The organism is Azospirillum sp. TSO22-1, from assembly GCF_003116015.1.
Taxonomy (GTDB): domain Bacteria; phylum Pseudomonadota; class Alphaproteobacteria; order Azospirillales; family Azospirillaceae; genus Azospirillum.
In genome coordinates, this window is sequence record NZ_LGQZ01000030.1 from 52908 (window position 1) to 67163 (window position 14256).

The following is a 14256-nucleotide window of genomic DNA, read 5'->3' on the forward strand; positions in this document are numbered from 1 at the left end:
TCACTTATTCAAGCAAGGCGAGCGTATCGGTGGTGGCGTCCGGCGCCTCGACCATCACCATGTGGCCGATGTTCGGCAGCACGGTGGCCTTGCCGCCGCGCACCAGCGCCGCCAGCGCCTTGCCCGCCTTGGCCGGCGTCATGCGGTCGAGCGCGCCCAGCAGGAACAGCGCCGGGCACGCCACCCTGGCCGCCGCCTCGGCACCCTGGGCGTAGGCGTTGCAGGCGGCGAGGTCGATGCCCAGCACGCCCGGCGCCTGCCGCCCCATCAGCCGCCGGCCGGCCGGCAGCAGCGCCAGCCCCGGCGCCGGGTTGCCGCCGACGTGGCCGCGCGGCCCGAAGCCCCAGCCGGTGACCAGGTCGATGGCGAGCGGGTCGTTGTCGGCCGCCGCCTTCAGCAGGTCGGGGTGCACCGGCATGCGCTCGGCGATGCCCAGCAGCGCCAGCCCGGACACCCGCTCCGGGTGCCGCGCCGCGGCGTCCAGCGCCACCAGCGCGCCCATGGAGTGCCCGACCAGCAGCGCCTTCGCCGCCCCCGCGGCGTCCAGCAGCGCCGTCACCCAGTCGGCCATGTCCGCGATGGTGCCGAGCGGCGCGCCGCCGGAGCGGCCGTGCCCGGGCAGGTCGACCGCCAGCACCGACCGGCCGTGGTGGGCGAGGTAGCGGCTTTGCAGGCTCCACACCGTGTGGTCCATGCCGGCGCCGTGGATCAGCACCACCGCCGGCAGGTCCGGGTCGAAGGGGCGACCGCCGGTGTGGGCGAAGACGGTGGCGCCGTTGACGGTCAGTTCCATGAGCCCTTACCCCTTCACGGCGGCGCGCAGCGCCTGGCGCAGGTCGTCGATCAGGTCGTCGCAGTCCTCCAGCCCGATGGACAGGCGGATCATCTCCTCGCCGACGCCCGCGGCCTTCAGCGCCTCGGCGTCGAGCTGGGCGTGCGTGGTGCTGGCCGGGTGGATGACCAGCGACTTGGCGTCGCCGACGTTGGCGAGGTGCGAGAAGATCTTCAGCGCCTCGATGAAGCGCTTGCCGGCGGCGCGCCCGCCCTTGATGCCGAACGACACGATGGACCCCGCGCCCTTGGGCAGCAGCGTCGACACCAGCGCGTGGTCGGGGTGGTCGGCCAGCTCCGGATAGCTGATCCAGTCCACCGCGCCCTTCTCGTTGTACAGCTCCGACTCCAGGAAGCCGACGACGCGGCGGGTGTTGTGGATGTGCCCCTTCATGCGCAGCGGCAGCGTCTCGACGCCCTGCAGGATGTGGAAGGCGTTGGTCGGGCTCATGCAGGCGCCGAAGTCGCGCAGCCCCTCGGCGCGGGCGCGCATGACGAAGGCGGAGGGCCCGAACTCCTCGACGAAGTCGATGCCGTGGTAGCCGGCGTAGGGCTCGGTCATGGTCGGGAACTTGCCCGACGCTTCCCAGTCAAAGGTGCCGCCGTCCACCAGCACGCCGCCGATGGCCACGCCGTGCCCGCCCATCCACTTGGTGGCCGAGTGCATGACGAGGTCCGCCCCGTGCTCCAGCGGCCGGCACAGGTAGGGCGTGCAGAAGGTCGAGTCGATCAACAGCGGCACGCCGGCCGCGTGGGCGATCCGCGCCACCTCGGGCAGGTTCAGCACCTCCAGCCCCGGATTGCCCAGCACTTCGCCGAACAGCAGCCGCGTCTCCGGCCGGATGGCGGCGCGCCACGCGTCGAGGTCGCGCGGGTTGACGAAGGTGGTCTCGATGCCGAAGCGCGGCAGCGTGTAGGCCAGCAGGTTGCGGCTGCCGCCGTAGATCGAGGCGGACGCGACGATGTGCCCGCCCTGCCCCATCAGCGTGGTGATCGCCAGGGTCAGCGCCGCCTGCCCGCTGGCGGTGCACACCGCGCCGACACCGCCCTCCAGCGCCGCGATGCGCTCCTCCAGCACCGCCACCGTGGGGTTGGAGATGCGCGAGTAGATGTGCCCCGGCCGCTCCAGGTTGAACAGGGCGGCGGCGTGGTCGGTGTCGCGGAAGACGTAGGAGGTGGTCTGGTAGATCGGCACGGCGCGCGCCCCGGTCGCCGGATCGGGCTGCTGCCCCGCGTGCAGGCTGAGCGTGTCGAACTTCAGGAACTTCGCCTCGGCCATCGCCCGGCCTCCACCTTGTTGTGGGCGGGGAGCGTAGGTGGGGTGCGGAGGGGCGTCAAGTAACCTGCCCTCCCACTTACGCCGCCGAGCGGATCGCGCTCAGCGCCTCGTCGACCGAGCGGCGCAGCGCCTCGGCCTGTTCGGACAGTCGCTTGCCGGAGGCCAGCACGTCGTCCGCCGCCGCCCCGGTCTCCTGCACCGCCATCGACACGGTGGCGATGTTCTGCGAGACGTCGCGCGTGCCGTCCGCCGCCTGGCCGACGTTGCGGGCGATCTCCTGCGTCGCCGCCCCCTGCTCCTCGATGGCCGAGGCGATGGCGGTGGTGACGTCGTTCATGGTGCCGATGGTGCGGCCGATGCCGGAGATCGCCGCCACCGCCTGCTGCGTCGCCGCCTGCACCGCGTCGATCTGCTGGGTGATGTCGTCGGTCGCCTGCGCCGTCTGGTTGGCGAGGTTCTTCACTTCGCCGGCCACCACGGCGAAGCCGCGTCCGGCCTCGCCGGCCCGCGCCGCCTCGATGGTGGCGTTGAGCGCCAGCAGGTTGGTCTGGCTGGCGATGGAGTTGATGAGCCCGACGATCTCGCCGATCTTCTGCACCGCGCGCACCAGCGCCTGGATGCGCTCGTTCGCCCCGTCGGCCTCGGCCACCGCGGCGCCGGCGATGGCGGCGGACTGCGTCACCTGCCGGCCGATCTCGCCGATCGAGGACGACAGCTCGGTGGTTGCCGCCGACACCGTCTGCACGTTGCCCGACGCCTGCTCGGCCGCCGCGGCGACGGCGCCGGCGCCGTCGGTGGCGCGCTCGACCATGCGGGCCATCGACTCGGCGGTGGCCAGCATCTCGGTGGAGGCCGACGCCACCGCGCCGACCACGTGGCCGACGCTGTCCTGCAGCTGGTCGGCGATGCGGCGGACGGTGGCCGCGCGCTCCGCCTCGGCCTTGTGCTGGAGGGCCTCCTGCTCGTCGTGCAGGCTGCGGTTCTCCAGCGCCTGCGTCTTGAACACGGCGACGGCGCGGGCCATCTCGCCCACCTCGTCGCGCCGCTCAGTGGCCGGCACCGCGACGCCGAGCTGGCCGCCGGCCAGCGCGTGCATCACCCGCGTCACGATCAGCAGCGGCCCGCTGATCGAGCGCGCCATCAGCCACGCCAGCCCCAGCCCGGCCAGCAGCACGCCGGCGGCAATGGCCAGCGCGGTGGTGCGCGCCTGCGCGTAGCCGGCGGCGAACTCGCTGGCGTCCATGACGATCTCGACCACCGCGGCCGGCGTGCCGGAATAGTCGGGCACCGCCGCCACCAGCGCGGTCTGCGGCACGCCCTGCCTCTCCGCCCGGCGCAGCACCGGCGCGCCGGCCAGCGCCGCCCGGCGCGCCGCGTCGTCGGCGACCAGCTGCCCGTCCGTGGTGGCCAGCCGCTTGAAGCCCGTGCCGTCCTCGATGAACACCGCGGCGTCGACACCGAAGCGCGCCTTGAACTCGTCCACGAAGGCCTTGGAGAACTCCATGCCGAACTCGACCGTGCCGAGGTGCGCGCCGCCCCGCGCCACCGGCACCACCGCGCGCACGCCGAGCCCCGCCACGCCCTTCTCCAGCCCGACCACCGCCTTCCTCGCGGCGTTCGATTCGACCACCGTGCGGCGGAACGAGGACAGGTCGTCGCCGGACTTGGCCGGCATGTGCAGGCGCAGGAACGAGGTGGCCGGCGGCTTGTGGAACTGGAACTGCTCCACCCCGTAGCCGGTCTTCACCGCCTTGAACGGCTCGGCGAACTGCGCGGCCAGCGCGTCGCGCTCGCCCGCGGCGAAGCGCGCCTGCACCTCCGGCATCGCCGCGACGAAGGCCGACAGCACGGCGCCGGCGTTGGCCCGCATCGCCGTCACCGCCTTGAAGGCGTCGAGGTAGCCCTTGAGCTCGCGCTCCTCCGCGCGTTCGGTCGCGCGCGACAGGCTGCCGAGCATCACCGGCACCAGGGTGCCCACCGCCAGCGTCAGCAGCGTGGCGAAGGCGAGCGCCACCCGGATCTTGATGGAAAGCGAGCCGAACATGGGATCCCCTCCCGCACGGCGGCGCCGCGCCCGACAACAACAAGAAGAAGAAACAGTTACACCTTCAAAATTGCTAATCTCTAATTAAGAGATAATGAATGTACTGGCGCGCGCGAGCAATTGCACCCTCGAATCGTGCGCCTTCGGGCCGACTGCGGGGACTGTCGAATTGGAATGGCTGGGACGGAGGCGACGCCTGCGGCGGAAGGTCGCCGTCAGGGCGACGCCACCGGCTCCACGCCCAGCACCGTCTCCTCGGCCAGCCAGTCGACGACCCTGTGGAGCGCTTCCCAGCCGGTGGCGCCGGCCTCCAGGGCGTCGTTGTAGATGGCGACTTGGCGGTGCGCGCTGGTGCCGCGGCGGACGATGTCGCGGGCGTTCTCCAGCTCCGCCTGGCAGCCGAAATGCTCGGCGTCCTCGCGGACCAGCTCCAGCAGCTCCTCGAGCAGGTCGGGGTAGGCGACGATCTCGCCTCGGCCGAAATCGACCAGCCCGTCGTCGAGGCCGTAGCGCTGGGCGCGCCAGCGGTTCTCCTCGATGAACAGGTTCTTGTAGGGGCGCCACGCCACGTTGCGCAGCTTCAGCCGCCACAGCATGCGCAGCAGGCACTGGTACAGCGCCGCGACGGTGATGGCGTCGTCGAGGCGGGTGCAGATGTCGGTGATGCGCATCTCCAGCGTCGGGAAGCGCGTCGACGGGCGGATGTCCCACCACAGCTTGCTGGCGTCCTCGATCACCCCGGTCTTCACCAGCACGTTCACGTGGTGCAGGTATTCGCCGTAGCTGTCGAAGGCGTCGGGCATGCCGGTGCGCGGCAGCTCGTGCCACACCGACAGGCGGTAGCTCTTGCGCTCCATCACCCGCCCCCGCCAGAACGGCGAGGAGGTGCTGAGCGCCAGCAGGTGCGGCAGGAAATAGCGGACCTGGTTCATCAGGTCGATGCGCAGGTCGTCGTCCTCGACGCCGGCGTGCACGTGCATGCCGCAGATCATCAGCCGCCGCGCCGGCGCGCCGAGGTCGCGCGCCAGCATGTTGTAGCGGTCGCGGTTGGTGTGCTTCTGCGGCTCCCACGCCGCGAAGGGGTGCGTCGAGGCGGCGATCGGCGCGAGGCCGTAGGCGTCCGCCACCCCGGCCACCGTGCCGCGCAGCCGCGCCAGCTCGGTCCGCGCCTCCTGGACGTTGCGGCAGACCGGCGTGCCGACCTCGATCTGGCAGCGCAGGAACTCCGGGTGGATCTGACCGGGCGCCCGGTCCTGGCAGGCGGCCAGCATCTCCTCGGGCGGCGAGGGGACGATGTCGCGGGACGCGCGGTCGACCAGCAGGTATTCCTCTTCGAGACCCAGGGTGAAGGCGGGTTCCTGCATGCGTCAATCGTCCCGTCGCGGATGGTGTTCGATGCGGTAGAGGCCGGGGTTGGCGAGGATCGGCGCCAGCGCGTCGCCCAGCACCTCCGCCCATTCCGCCACGCCGGCGCTGTCGGTGATCAGGTCCTGGCGCACCTCGATCAGCACGTTGGGCAGGCCGGCGGGGGTGGCGTGCTGCTCGACCGTGCCGCCCAGCGTGTTGCGGCCGGAATAGGGCTCGTTGTCGCCCACCACCCAGCGCCCCTGCGCGCGCAGCCGTTCTATCAGCGGCAGGGGAATGCGCGGGTCGCGGTCCCACAGCACGCCGACGTGCCACGGCCGCTCGAACCCGCGCATCACCGGCGTGAAGGAGTGGATGGAGACCATCGCCGGCACCACCCAGCCGCGCTCGTCCTTATCGTGCATGGACGCGACCATGGTGGCGACGGTGTCGTGGTAGGGCCGGAACAGCGCGTCCACCCGCTGCCGGATCTGCTCCGGCCGCAGGCCGCGGTTGCCGGGCACCACCACGTCGTCGCTGATCGCCGGGACCAGCGTCGGGTCCGAAAGATCGCGGTTCGGGTCGATGACGAGACGCGAGTAGCCGGAGAGCACCGCCGGCGCGTCGAAGCGCGCGGAGAGCAACTGCGTCAGCTCGGCGACGCCGATGTCCCAGGCGATGTGGCGGACCAGTTGCTCCGGCGGCAGGCCGAGCGTACCGAGCGCCTTCGGGACGGCGCACGACGCGTGGTCGCAGACCAGCAGGAAGGGCGCCGTGCCGTCGCCGTTGAGGACGCGCACCGCCGGCGGGTCGCCGTCGCCCAGCAGCGGCGGCAGGCTGTGCCCGGACGGCGCGGCGTCGGCCGGGGCGTCGTCGCTGGCGGGCTCGCAGGGGGAGGAACGCAGGGTCATGGCACCAACTGTATCGCGGACGAACGAAAGGGCAAGCCGAAGCCGGCTTGCCGGAGAACCGGCGGGCCGCCAGCTTTATTCCGTCCTGTCACTCCGGGAAGCCCGCGCCATGCGAACGCGGCCGGCCGCCCTGCTGTTGCTGCTCGCCGGTTGCGCCCCGGTGATGGAAACCGCCCTGCACTTCGCCCCGCCCGCCGGCGAGGAGGGCCGGCAGTGCGTCGCCCGCTGCCAGGCGGACCGCGCCCCCTGCGTGCAGTCCTGCGACCGCCGCGAGCGGCTGTGCCGGAGCGATGCCGAATCGCGGGCGATGCGCGACTACAACCTGGAAGCCGACCGCTACAACGACGCCCGCCGCAGCGGGTCGAGCCGGACCTATTTCGATTACGCGGACCGGTACCGGAGGCTGTGCTCTTTCCAGGGGTGCCGTGACACCTGCGTGGCGACGTACCGCGGCTGCTTCGAGGCGTGCGGCGGGACGGTGACGGAGACGCAGGTGTGCGTGGCGAATTGCGGGTGAGGGGCCGCACCCGCCATCAGCCCGCCTCCACCCACATCTTCAACGCCACCGCGTTGTTCCGCGCCTCGTCGCGCGCCGCGTACAGCAGCGTCACCGGCCCGTCGCGCAGCCGCTCGTGCAGGTCCGCCACCGCCGCCTGCGCCGCATCGCCCTGCAGTTCCACCGCGTAGGCCGCGCGGAACTCCTCCCAATCCTCCGGATGGCCGTGGAACCGCTTGCGCAGCGCATCGCTGGGCGCGATGTCCTTGAGCCACAGGTCGATGCCCGCCTTGTCCTTGGAGATCCCGCGCGGCCACAGCCGGTCCACAAGAATACGCACGCCGTCGCCCGCCCCGGGCGCGTCGTACACGCGCTTGATCGCCAACACGCTCATCGGAACATCCTCACCATCATCTCCGCGTCGTGGTCGACGCCGTCCACCCGCAGCGAGCGCCGCATCACGCCGTACGGCTCGAATCCAAGATTGCGGTAGAAGCGGCTGGCGCGGTCGTTGCCGACGGCGACGTACAGCTCCACCTGATCGACCTCCCGCTCGGCGTGCGCCAGCACCGAGCACAGGATGGCGCCGGCCAATCCGGAGCCGCGCTGCGCCTCGCGCACGTACATGCCCCAGATCATCGCCACGTGCCGGCGCTTGAGCTGCGGAAACCGCTGCAGGGTGGCGATCCCCGCCAACTCACCGTCCACGAAGCCGCCGAACACCGCCAGCTGCTCCAGCCGCGCCGCGAAGGCCGGGGTGGGCAGGTCGCATTCTTCCTCGTAGGACGCGGCGAACGCCGCGGGGTGGGTGCGCAGCGCCTCCAGGTGCAGCGCCCGGTACGCCTCGGCGTCGGCGGCCTCCAGCCGCCTGACCGACGTTTCCCTGCTCATCGCCTGCACCTCCCGTCTTTATTTGTATCTGCAAATGATGTAGATACATACATCCATGACGACCCGCACGCAACACCGCCATACTTCGCTCCGGAAGACCCTCCGCACCGACGCGGCGGCGCTGGGCGCGGCGTGCGCCGGCTGGAGCAGCCGCCTCGCCGCCCGCCGCATCAGCCAGTTCCTCGACCGCGAACTGGCGGAGAGCGGGTTCAGCACCGCGCAGCTCGGCCTGATGGCGCAGATCGCCGCCGCGTCCGACGACACGCTGGGCGCACTGGCGCGGCGCAGCGGGCTGGACCAATCGACGCTGTCGCGCAATCTGCGCACGCTGGAGACCGCCGGCCTGATCGAGATCGCGGTGGTGGAGAGCGACCTCCGCCGCCGCGCCGTCTGGCTGACCGAGACCGGCGCCCGCAGGCTGGAGGCGGCACTGCCGCTGTGGCGGGCCGCGAACGACAAGCTGGCCGCGCGCCTCTCCCCCGACCTCGCCCACCGGCTGGCGGCGGAGAGCGAACGCCTGATCGACGGGTGAGCCCCCGCAAGGAACCGCCCCGTCGTTGCGCCGCCGGGGACAAGATGATAGGATAACAGTCCTTGTCCGCGTTATCCGGCGCCTCCGCGATGAAACACACCACCGCAGTTCGTTTCATGGCGTCTCATTCCGTTTCATGCCGATCCCTCAGCACCCGAACCATGCGCTGCGCGGCCGTACACGGACGGTCCCGCGCAACCCGTTGCGGCGATAGGAAAGTTCACCCATGGCCACCGTTGTGCGTCCGCCGCCGCCTGCACAACGGTGCATCACGGCACGCACAGTGCGTCGCGCAAACGAGCCATGCCGTCGCCCCGTCTGGCGTCCGCTCGGTTGCCCGATTATAAGGCCCCCATGCCCGACGCCAGCCATGCCGCCACCGCGCACAGCCACGCCGACCGCACCGCCCGAATCGCCCTTGCGGCGCTGCTGGCCGGCGCGCTGGGCATCGCCTTCTCACCGATCTTCGTCCGCCTGTCGGAGCTGGGGCCGACCGCCACCGCCTTCTGGCGCGTCGCCTTCGCCGTGCCGGCGCTGGCCCTGTGGATGCGGCTGGAGCCGGACTCCGGGCTGCGCTCCCGCCGGCCCTCCACCATGGCCGACTACCTGCGGCTGACCGCGGTCGGGCTGTTCTTCGCCGGCGACCTCGCCAGCTGGCACTGGTCGATCAAGTACACCTCGGTCGCCAACGCCACGTTGCTCGCCAACTTCGCGCCGATCTTCGTGGCGCCGGTGTCCTGGCTGCTGTTCAAGGAGCGTTTCACCCGCACCTTCGTGGCCGGCCTCGTGCTCGCCATCGCCGGTGCCGTCGTGCTGATGGGGCAGAGTTTCAAGCTGTCCACGGACGCGCTGTTCGGCGACGCGCTGGGCCTCGTCACCGCCATGTTCTACGGCGGCTACATCCTGGCCGTCGGCCGCCTGCGCTCCGAGTTCTCGACCGCCACCATCATGACCTGGAGCGGCGGCGTCACCGCTGTGGCGCTGCTGCCCCTCGCGCTGTACTCGGGCGAGAGTCTGGTCGTCGGCACCGCGTACGGCTGGGCGATCCTGCTGGGCCTCGCCCTGTTCAGCCACGCCGGCGGGCAGAGCCTGATCGCCTACGCGCTGGCACACCTGCCGGCGTCCTTCTCCTCGGTCAGCCTGCTGGTGCAGCCGGCCGCCGCGGCGGTGCTCGCCTGGGCGCTGCTGGACGAACCGCTGGGGCCGTGGCAGGCGGCGGGGGCGGTGATCGTTCTGCTGGGAATCCTGTTGGCACGACGGGGGTCCCGATGAAAACGCGCAAGGCTGTCAGTAATCCTCACGGGTTGACGCACCACCTTCGCACGGGTACGGAATCCGGAGTGAGTTCGATGACGGGAGTTTCCAGCGTGTCCGATGACTGTCCCGCCACGGGTTCCGACAGCACGCAGCGCATCTCCGACTGGGTGGCGGAGCGCATCCTCGACCGTATCGGCAAGGGCGATCTCGAGCCCGGCCAGCGCCTGCCCGGCGAGCGTCAGCTGGCCGAGCAGCTGAACGTCTCCCGCGTGTCCGTCCGCGCCGCGCTGCAGAAGCTGAAGACGCAGGGCTTCCTCACCGCCGTGCAGGGCGGCGGAACCCGGGTGGTGTCCTCGGCCGGCGGCATGGACGGCGCGCTGACCGAGATGGTGCGCGTCCAGCTGGGCAACCTCTACGACCTGGTCGAGATCCGCATCCAGCTGGAGACCTGGGCCGCCCGCCGCGCCGCCGAGCGCGGCAGCGAGGAGCAGATCGCCGCCATCGGCCACATCGTCGCCACCATGTCGAAGCCCGGCGGCAACCGCAGCGCCGACGACATGGACTTCCACCTCGCCATCGGCCGCGCGGCGTCGAGCCCGGTGTACCTGCACCTGCTCTCGACCATCCGCGAGACGCTGGGCCAGATGGTGGAGTTCCACCACTCCCCCGCCTTCGCGGTGGACGAGGAGCGGATGTACCGCCACCACGTCGCCATCCACGCCGCCATCGCCGCCCACCGCCCCGACGACGCCGCCGAGGCGATGCGCGAGCACCTCGCCTGGGTGCTGCGCCGGTATCAGGAGATGGGCTCCGACGGCCCGACGCCGCTGTCGGGGGGAACGGGAACCGGCACCCCCGGTTGACATCCGCGACCATACGCTTCAGGTGATTGGCCGACCGGCTCCCGTCACCGCCCCTCCCCGCGCCGCCGACCAGGAAGACCACCATGACCCGCACAGGCAGCCCGACCCGCCGCTTCCGCCTGACCAAGATCGTTGCGACGCTCGGGCCGGCGTCGTCCTCGCCGGAGATGATCCGCCGGCTGTTCGAGGCCGGCGTCGACATGTTCCGCCTGAACTTCAGCCACGGCAGCCACGCCGACCACGGCGAGCGCGTCAAGGCGATCCGCGCCCTGGAGCGCGAGACCGGCCGCCCCATCGCCATCCTCGCCGACCTGCAGGGGCCGAAGCTGCGGCTAGGCACCTTCGCCGGCGGCCCGATCGAGCTGGCGCCGGGGCAGAGCTTCCGCCTGGACCTCTCCAAGGAGCCCGGCGGCGCCGCGCGCGTCGGCATGCCGCATCCGGAGATCTTCGCGGCGCTGGAGCCCGAGGCCGAGCTGCTGCTCGACGACGGCAAGGTCCGGCTGCGCGTCGTCTCCTGCGGGCCCGACCACGCCGACACCGTGGTGGTCAGCGGCACCCGGCTGTCCGACCGCAAGGGCGTCAACGTGCCCGGCGTCGTGCTGCCGCTGTCGCCGCTCACCGCAAAGGACCGCACCGATCTCGCCTTCGCCCTCGACCAGGGGGTGGACTGGGTGGCGCTCAGCTTCGTGCAGCGCCCCGAGGACGTCGCCGAGGGCCGCCGGCTGGTCGCCGGGCGCGCCGCGCTGATGTGCAAGATGGAGAAGCCGCAGGCGATCCAGCACCTCGACGAGATCATCGAGCTGTCGGACGGCCTGATGGTCGCCCGCGGCGACCTGGGCGTCGAGCTGCCGGCCGAGGACGTGCCGTCGATCCAGAAGCGCATCGTCCGCGACTCGCGGCGCGCCGGCAAGCCGGTGATCGTGGCGACGCAGATGCTGGAATCGATGATCTCCGCCCCCGCCCCGACCCGCGCCGAGGCCTCGGACGTGGCAACCGCGGTGTTCGACGGCGCCGACGCGGTGATGCTCTCGGCCGAGACGGCGTCCGGCTCCTACCCCATCGAGGCGGTGTCGATGATGGAGCGCATCGCGCGCCGGGTCGAGCAGGACCCGATCTACCGCACCATCATGGACGCCCAGCACCCCGACCCGCAGCACACCGCCGCCGACGCCATCACCGCGGCGGCCCGGCAGGTGGCGCACACCATCGAGGCGGCGGCCATCGTTACCTACACCACCAGCGGCTCGACCACGCTGCGCGCGGCGCGCGAGCGCCCCGAGGTGCCGATCCTCTGCCTGACCTCCAGCATCGAGACGGCGCGCCGGCTGGCGCTGGCCTACGGCGTGCACAGCGTGCAGACCGAGGACGTCGAGAACTTCTCCGAGATGGTTCAGAAGGCCACCCGCATCGCCTTCGCCGACGGGCTGGCGAGCGAGGGCCAGCGCCTGGTCATCACCGCCGGCGTGCCCTTCGGCACGCCGGGCAACACCAACATCCTCAGGATCGCGTGGGTGGAGGGTTAACGCCCCCGCGCCAGCACCCCCGGCGTGTACCCGTAGCTCCGCTTGAACAGCCGCGTCAGGTGCGCCTGGTCGGCGAAGCCGGTGTCCACCGCGGCGTCGGCGATGGCCGCGCCTGCGGCGATCAGCGCGTGGGCGCGGGCCAGCCGGGCCTGCATCTGCCAAGCGTGCGGCGGAAGGCCGTAAGCGCGGCGGAAGGCCCGCAGCAGGCGGAACCGCCCCACCCCGGTCGCCGCCTCCAGGTCGGCCAGCGTGACCGCCTCGGCCAGCCGGTCCGCGAGCTGCTCGCGCACCCGCGACGCCACCCCCTCGTCGGGGCCGCCGGGCAACGGTCGCGGACTCTGCGCCGAATGCACGCGGATCAGGTGGCCGAGCGCCGCCACCGCCCGGCTCTCGCGCTCCAGCGGCCCGGCGGCGCCCGGCGTGCGGAAGAAGCCGGCGACCAGCCGCACCGCCCGCGCGTCGCCGATGACGCCGGAGGCGAAGTCCGGCGGGCCGGATGCCCGGTCGTCCAGCTCGGCGCGCAGGCCGGCCAGGGCGGCAGGGGCGATGTGCATGGTCCAGTAGGACCAGCCGCGTTCGTCGGCCTCGCCGGTGTGGACCTCTCCAGGGTCGGCGAGGCACAGCGTGCCGGCCGGCGCCACCAGCCGGTCGCGGCGGTAGGCGAAGCGGTTGGCGCCGCGCGTCACCAGCCCGACCGTGTAGTCGTCGTGGAAATGCTTGGGGAACGAGCGGCGCACGTCGGCGCGCAGCACCTCGACGCCGCCCAGCACGTCGGCCAGCCGCCAGAACCGCACCCGGTCGCCGTCCACCGCCGCCTCCCTCACGGCACCCGCGCCGTGGCCTTGAAGCCTCACGGCACGCGTGCCGTGGCCTTGAAGAAGGTATAGCAGAACGCGCCCTGCCCGTCCGCGTCGGTCGCCAGCAGGTCGGCGATGCCGCGTTCCCACGCCTCCGGACCGAAGCCATGGTCGAGCGCTTGGGCGCGCACGCCCTCCAGCATCGGCACGATGATCCGCCGCACGAAGCCCTCGCGCAGCGCCGGATTGCCGGCGTCGGCATAGACCATCCGCGGCGACACCCGCACGTCGGCAAAGCCGGCGCCGGCCAGCAATCCATACAGCCGCCGCCCGATCATCGGGTCGCCGCCGAGCCGGCGCTGCGCCGCCACCAGTTCGTCCCACGCCGCGAGCGCCTCCGGCGTCTCCGGGTGGAAGCGGCAGGACCCGTGGTCGCCTTCGACCACCATGACGGTACCGCCCGGCCGCACCATGCGCCGCAAGGCGGCGAGGGCCGGCCCGGGCTGCGCCAGATGCTCCAGCAGGAAGCAGACGAAGGCGTGGTCGAAGGAGGCGTCCGGGAACGGCCCGGCCAGCAGATCGCCCTGCCGCCACGTCACCTCCACAGCCCGCTTGCCGAGTCGGGCGCGGGCGCGGTCCAGTTGCCCGGCGTCGATGTCCATGCAGGTCGGGCGGATGCCGGGCGTGCCGTCCAGCAGGACGGCCGTCTGGCCGCCGGTGCCGCAGCCGGCCTCCAGCACACGGCTGCCGGGCGGAAACGCGGTGTCGTGGTGCAGCAGCGGGCGCAGGATCGCCGCCTGATCCGACAGCCGCTCCGCCTCGCGCGTCGAATAGCCGTGCACGTAACCGCCCATGCCCTCCCCCATCGCCGTGACGGGAGAAGGCTAGCGGGACGGGCGGTGGGACGTCTTGAACGTTCTTGCAGGGGCTATAACGCCGCTCCGGCCAGCTGCTTGCGCAGCTTGTCGACCTGGTCGCGGACGCCGGTCATGTGCGGGTTGATGGCGAGCGCCGCCTCGAAGGCCTTGAGCGCGCCGGCCGGCTCGTCGATCGCGAGGTAGACCAGCCCCAGCCCGGCCAGCGCCGCGAAGTGGCGCGGCTCCAGCGCCAGCGTCTTGCCGATGTCGGCCACCGCCGCCGGGTAGTTGCCGAGCAGGTAGTGCGCGTTGGCCCGCTTGTTCCAGCCCTCGGCGTAGTCCGGCGCCATCGTGGTGATGCGCCCGAACAGCGCGACCGCCTCCGTGTAGTCGTCCTTGTGCAGCAGTTGCACGCCGGCGTGCATCAGCGTCAGCACCTCGCGGCCGGGATAGTCCAGCCAGATCGTCCAGATCTGGTCCTCGATGGCGTCGGCCGCGGAGTCCGTGGGCGCGGTGCGCAGCTGGTTGAAGAGATCGCCCAGCCGCGTGTCGTCCTGCCGGGCGGCCGCGGGCGTGGCGAAGGCGAGGGAGCCGGCCAGGACGAACGCGGCCATGGCGGCCCGAAGAAAGG

The 14256-nt window shown here is 72.0% G+C and carries 15 protein-coding genes; 5 read left to right on the forward strand and 10 right to left on the reverse strand.

The features are described 5' to 3' along the window. Positions 1 to 4: 4 nt before the first annotated feature. From TSO221_RS09535 to TSO221_RS09555, 5 genes are all read right to left on the reverse strand, one after another. Positions 5 to 793 (reverse strand): alpha/beta hydrolase, encoded by a 789-nt coding sequence (locus TSO221_RS09535; RefSeq protein ID WP_109118254.1) that lies wholly within the window; start codon positions 791 to 793, stop codon positions 5 to 7. A gap of 6 nt (positions 794 to 799) precedes the next feature. Further along, a complete protein-coding gene (locus TSO221_RS09540; protein ID WP_109118255.1) occupies positions 800 to 2110 on the reverse strand; it encodes an O-acetylhomoserine aminocarboxypropyltransferase in 1311 nt (436 codons plus the stop codon). A 76-nt stretch (positions 2111 to 2186) separates the two neighbouring features. Continuing rightward, positions 2187 to 4154 carry a methyl-accepting chemotaxis protein gene (locus TSO221_RS09545; RefSeq protein WP_109118256.1) on the reverse strand — a complete coding sequence of 656 codons (1968 nt, stop codon included), beginning with the start codon at positions 4152 to 4154 and terminating at the stop codon, positions 2187 to 2189. Between the two features lie 215 nt (positions 4155 to 4369). Then, entirely contained in the window at positions 4370 to 5518 is a 1149-nt protein-coding gene (locus TSO221_RS09550; RefSeq protein ID WP_109118257.1) for a carboxylate-amine ligase, read from the reverse strand. A 3-nt stretch (positions 5519 to 5521) separates the two neighbouring features. Then, on the reverse strand, positions 5522 to 6409 hold the full coding sequence (locus TSO221_RS09555) for an N-formylglutamate amidohydrolase (RefSeq protein ID WP_109118258.1): 888 nt from the start codon (positions 6407 to 6409) through the stop codon (positions 5522 to 5524). 109 nt (positions 6410 to 6518) lie between these two features. On the opposite strand from TSO221_RS09555, the gene TSO221_RS09560 reads away from it, so the two are divergent. Beyond that, the gene (locus TSO221_RS09560) at positions 6519 to 6926 is read left to right on the forward strand and encodes a hypothetical protein (protein ID WP_109118259.1); all 408 of its coding nucleotides are present in this window, start codon (positions 6519 to 6521) and stop codon (positions 6924 to 6926) included. Positions 6927 to 6942: 16 nt separating this feature from the next. Here TSO221_RS09560 and TSO221_RS09565 read toward each other — a convergent pair whose 3' ends face one another. Both TSO221_RS09565 and TSO221_RS09570 read right to left on the reverse strand, forming a co-directional pair. Further along, positions 6943 to 7299 carry a DUF488 domain-containing protein gene (locus TSO221_RS09565; RefSeq protein ID WP_109118260.1) on the reverse strand — a complete coding sequence of 119 codons (357 nt, stop codon included), beginning with the start codon at positions 7297 to 7299 and terminating at the stop codon, positions 6943 to 6945. After that, complete coding sequence (locus TSO221_RS09570) at positions 7296 to 7796, reverse strand: GNAT family N-acetyltransferase (protein ID WP_109118261.1); 501 nt, start codon at positions 7794 to 7796, stop codon at positions 7296 to 7298. Before TSO221_RS09570 ends, TSO221_RS09565 begins: the two co-directional genes overlap by 4 nt. A 55-nt stretch (positions 7797 to 7851) precedes the next feature. On the opposite strand from TSO221_RS09570, the gene TSO221_RS09575 reads away from it, so the two are divergent. The 4 genes from TSO221_RS09575 (at position 7852) to pyk (ending at position 11971) form a co-directional block, all read left to right on the forward strand. Beyond that, on the forward strand, positions 7852 to 8328 hold the full coding sequence (locus tag TSO221_RS09575; protein WP_109118262.1) for a MarR family winged helix-turn-helix transcriptional regulator: 477 nt from the start codon (positions 7852 to 7854) through the stop codon (positions 8326 to 8328). Positions 8329 to 8682: 354 nt separating this feature from the next. Continuing rightward, complete coding sequence (locus tag TSO221_RS09580) at positions 8683 to 9600, forward strand: DMT family transporter (RefSeq protein WP_109118263.1); 918 nt, start codon at positions 8683 to 8685, stop codon at positions 9598 to 9600. 95 nt (positions 9601 to 9695) lie between these two features. After that, positions 9696 to 10448 carry a FadR/GntR family transcriptional regulator gene (locus TSO221_RS09585; RefSeq protein ID WP_247877979.1) on the forward strand — a complete coding sequence of 251 codons (753 nt, stop codon included), beginning with the start codon at positions 9696 to 9698 and terminating at the stop codon, positions 10446 to 10448. Positions 10449 to 10531: 83 nt separating this feature from the next. Next, on the forward strand, positions 10532 to 11971 hold the full coding sequence (gene pyk, locus TSO221_RS09590; RefSeq protein ID WP_109118265.1) for a pyruvate kinase: 1440 nt from the start codon (positions 10532 to 10534) through the stop codon (positions 11969 to 11971). Here pyk and TSO221_RS09595 read toward each other — a convergent pair. From TSO221_RS09595 to TSO221_RS09605, 3 genes are all read right to left on the reverse strand, one after another. Next, the gene (locus tag TSO221_RS09595; protein ID WP_199229426.1) at positions 11968 to 12780 is read right to left on the reverse strand and encodes an AraC family transcriptional regulator; all 813 of its coding nucleotides are present in this window, start codon (positions 12778 to 12780) and stop codon (positions 11968 to 11970) included. The genes pyk and TSO221_RS09595 overlap by 4 nt on opposite strands. Before the next feature lie 41 nt (positions 12781 to 12821). Continuing rightward, on the reverse strand, positions 12822 to 13622 hold the full coding sequence (locus tag TSO221_RS09600; protein ID WP_109118267.1) for a methyltransferase domain-containing protein: 801 nt from the start codon (positions 13620 to 13622) through the stop codon (positions 12822 to 12824). Positions 13623 to 13696: 74 nt separating this feature from the next. Continuing rightward, on the reverse strand, positions 13697 to 14239 hold the full coding sequence (locus TSO221_RS09605) for a tetratricopeptide repeat protein (RefSeq protein WP_247877980.1): 543 nt from the start codon (positions 14237 to 14239) through the stop codon (positions 13697 to 13699). Between the last annotated feature and the right edge of the window lie 17 nt (positions 14240 to 14256).

What these genes read in the sequence shown, in the direction of transcription:
- TSO221_RS09545 (WP_109118256.1), bottom strand. Translation starts at nt 4,154, where the DNA reads ATGTTCGGCTCGCTTTCCATCAAGATCCGGGTGGCGCTCGCCTTCGCC.
- TSO221_RS09550 (WP_109118257.1), bottom strand. Translation starts at nt 5,518, where the DNA reads ATGCAGGAACCCGCCTTCACCCTGGGTCTCGAAGAGGAATACCTGCTG.
- TSO221_RS09570 (WP_109118261.1), bottom strand. Translation starts at nt 7,796, where the DNA reads ATGAGCAGGGAAACGTCGGTCAGGCGGCTGGAGGCCGCCGACGCCGAG.
- TSO221_RS09580 (WP_109118263.1), top strand. Translation starts at nt 8,683, where the DNA reads ATGCCCGACGCCAGCCATGCCGCCACCGCGCACAGCCACGCCGACCGC.
- TSO221_RS09535 (WP_109118254.1), bottom strand. Translation starts at nt 793, where the DNA reads ATGGAACTGACCGTCAACGGCGCCACCGTCTTCGCCCACACCGGCGGT.
- TSO221_RS09540 (WP_109118255.1), bottom strand. Translation starts at nt 2,110, where the DNA reads ATGGCCGAGGCGAAGTTCCTGAAGTTCGACACGCTCAGCCTGCACGCG.
- TSO221_RS09575 (WP_109118262.1), top strand. Translation starts at nt 7,852, where the DNA reads ATGACGACCCGCACGCAACACCGCCATACTTCGCTCCGGAAGACCCTC.
- pyk (WP_109118265.1), top strand. Translation starts at nt 10,532, where the DNA reads ATGACCCGCACAGGCAGCCCGACCCGCCGCTTCCGCCTGACCAAGATC.
- TSO221_RS09555 (WP_109118258.1), bottom strand. Translation starts at nt 6,409, where the DNA reads ATGACCCTGCGTTCCTCCCCCTGCGAGCCCGCCAGCGACGACGCCCCG.
- TSO221_RS09565 (WP_109118260.1), bottom strand. Translation starts at nt 7,299, where the DNA reads ATGAGCGTGTTGGCGATCAAGCGCGTGTACGACGCGCCCGGGGCGGGC.
- TSO221_RS09605 (WP_247877980.1), bottom strand. Translation starts at nt 14,239, where the DNA reads ATGGCCGCGTTCGTCCTGGCCGGCTCCCTCGCCTTCGCCACGCCCGCG.
- TSO221_RS09600 (WP_109118267.1), bottom strand. Translation starts at nt 13,622, where the DNA reads ATGGGCGGTTACGTGCACGGCTATTCGACGCGCGAGGCGGAGCGGCTG.
- TSO221_RS09560 (WP_109118259.1), top strand. Translation starts at nt 6,519, where the DNA reads ATGCGAACGCGGCCGGCCGCCCTGCTGTTGCTGCTCGCCGGTTGCGCC.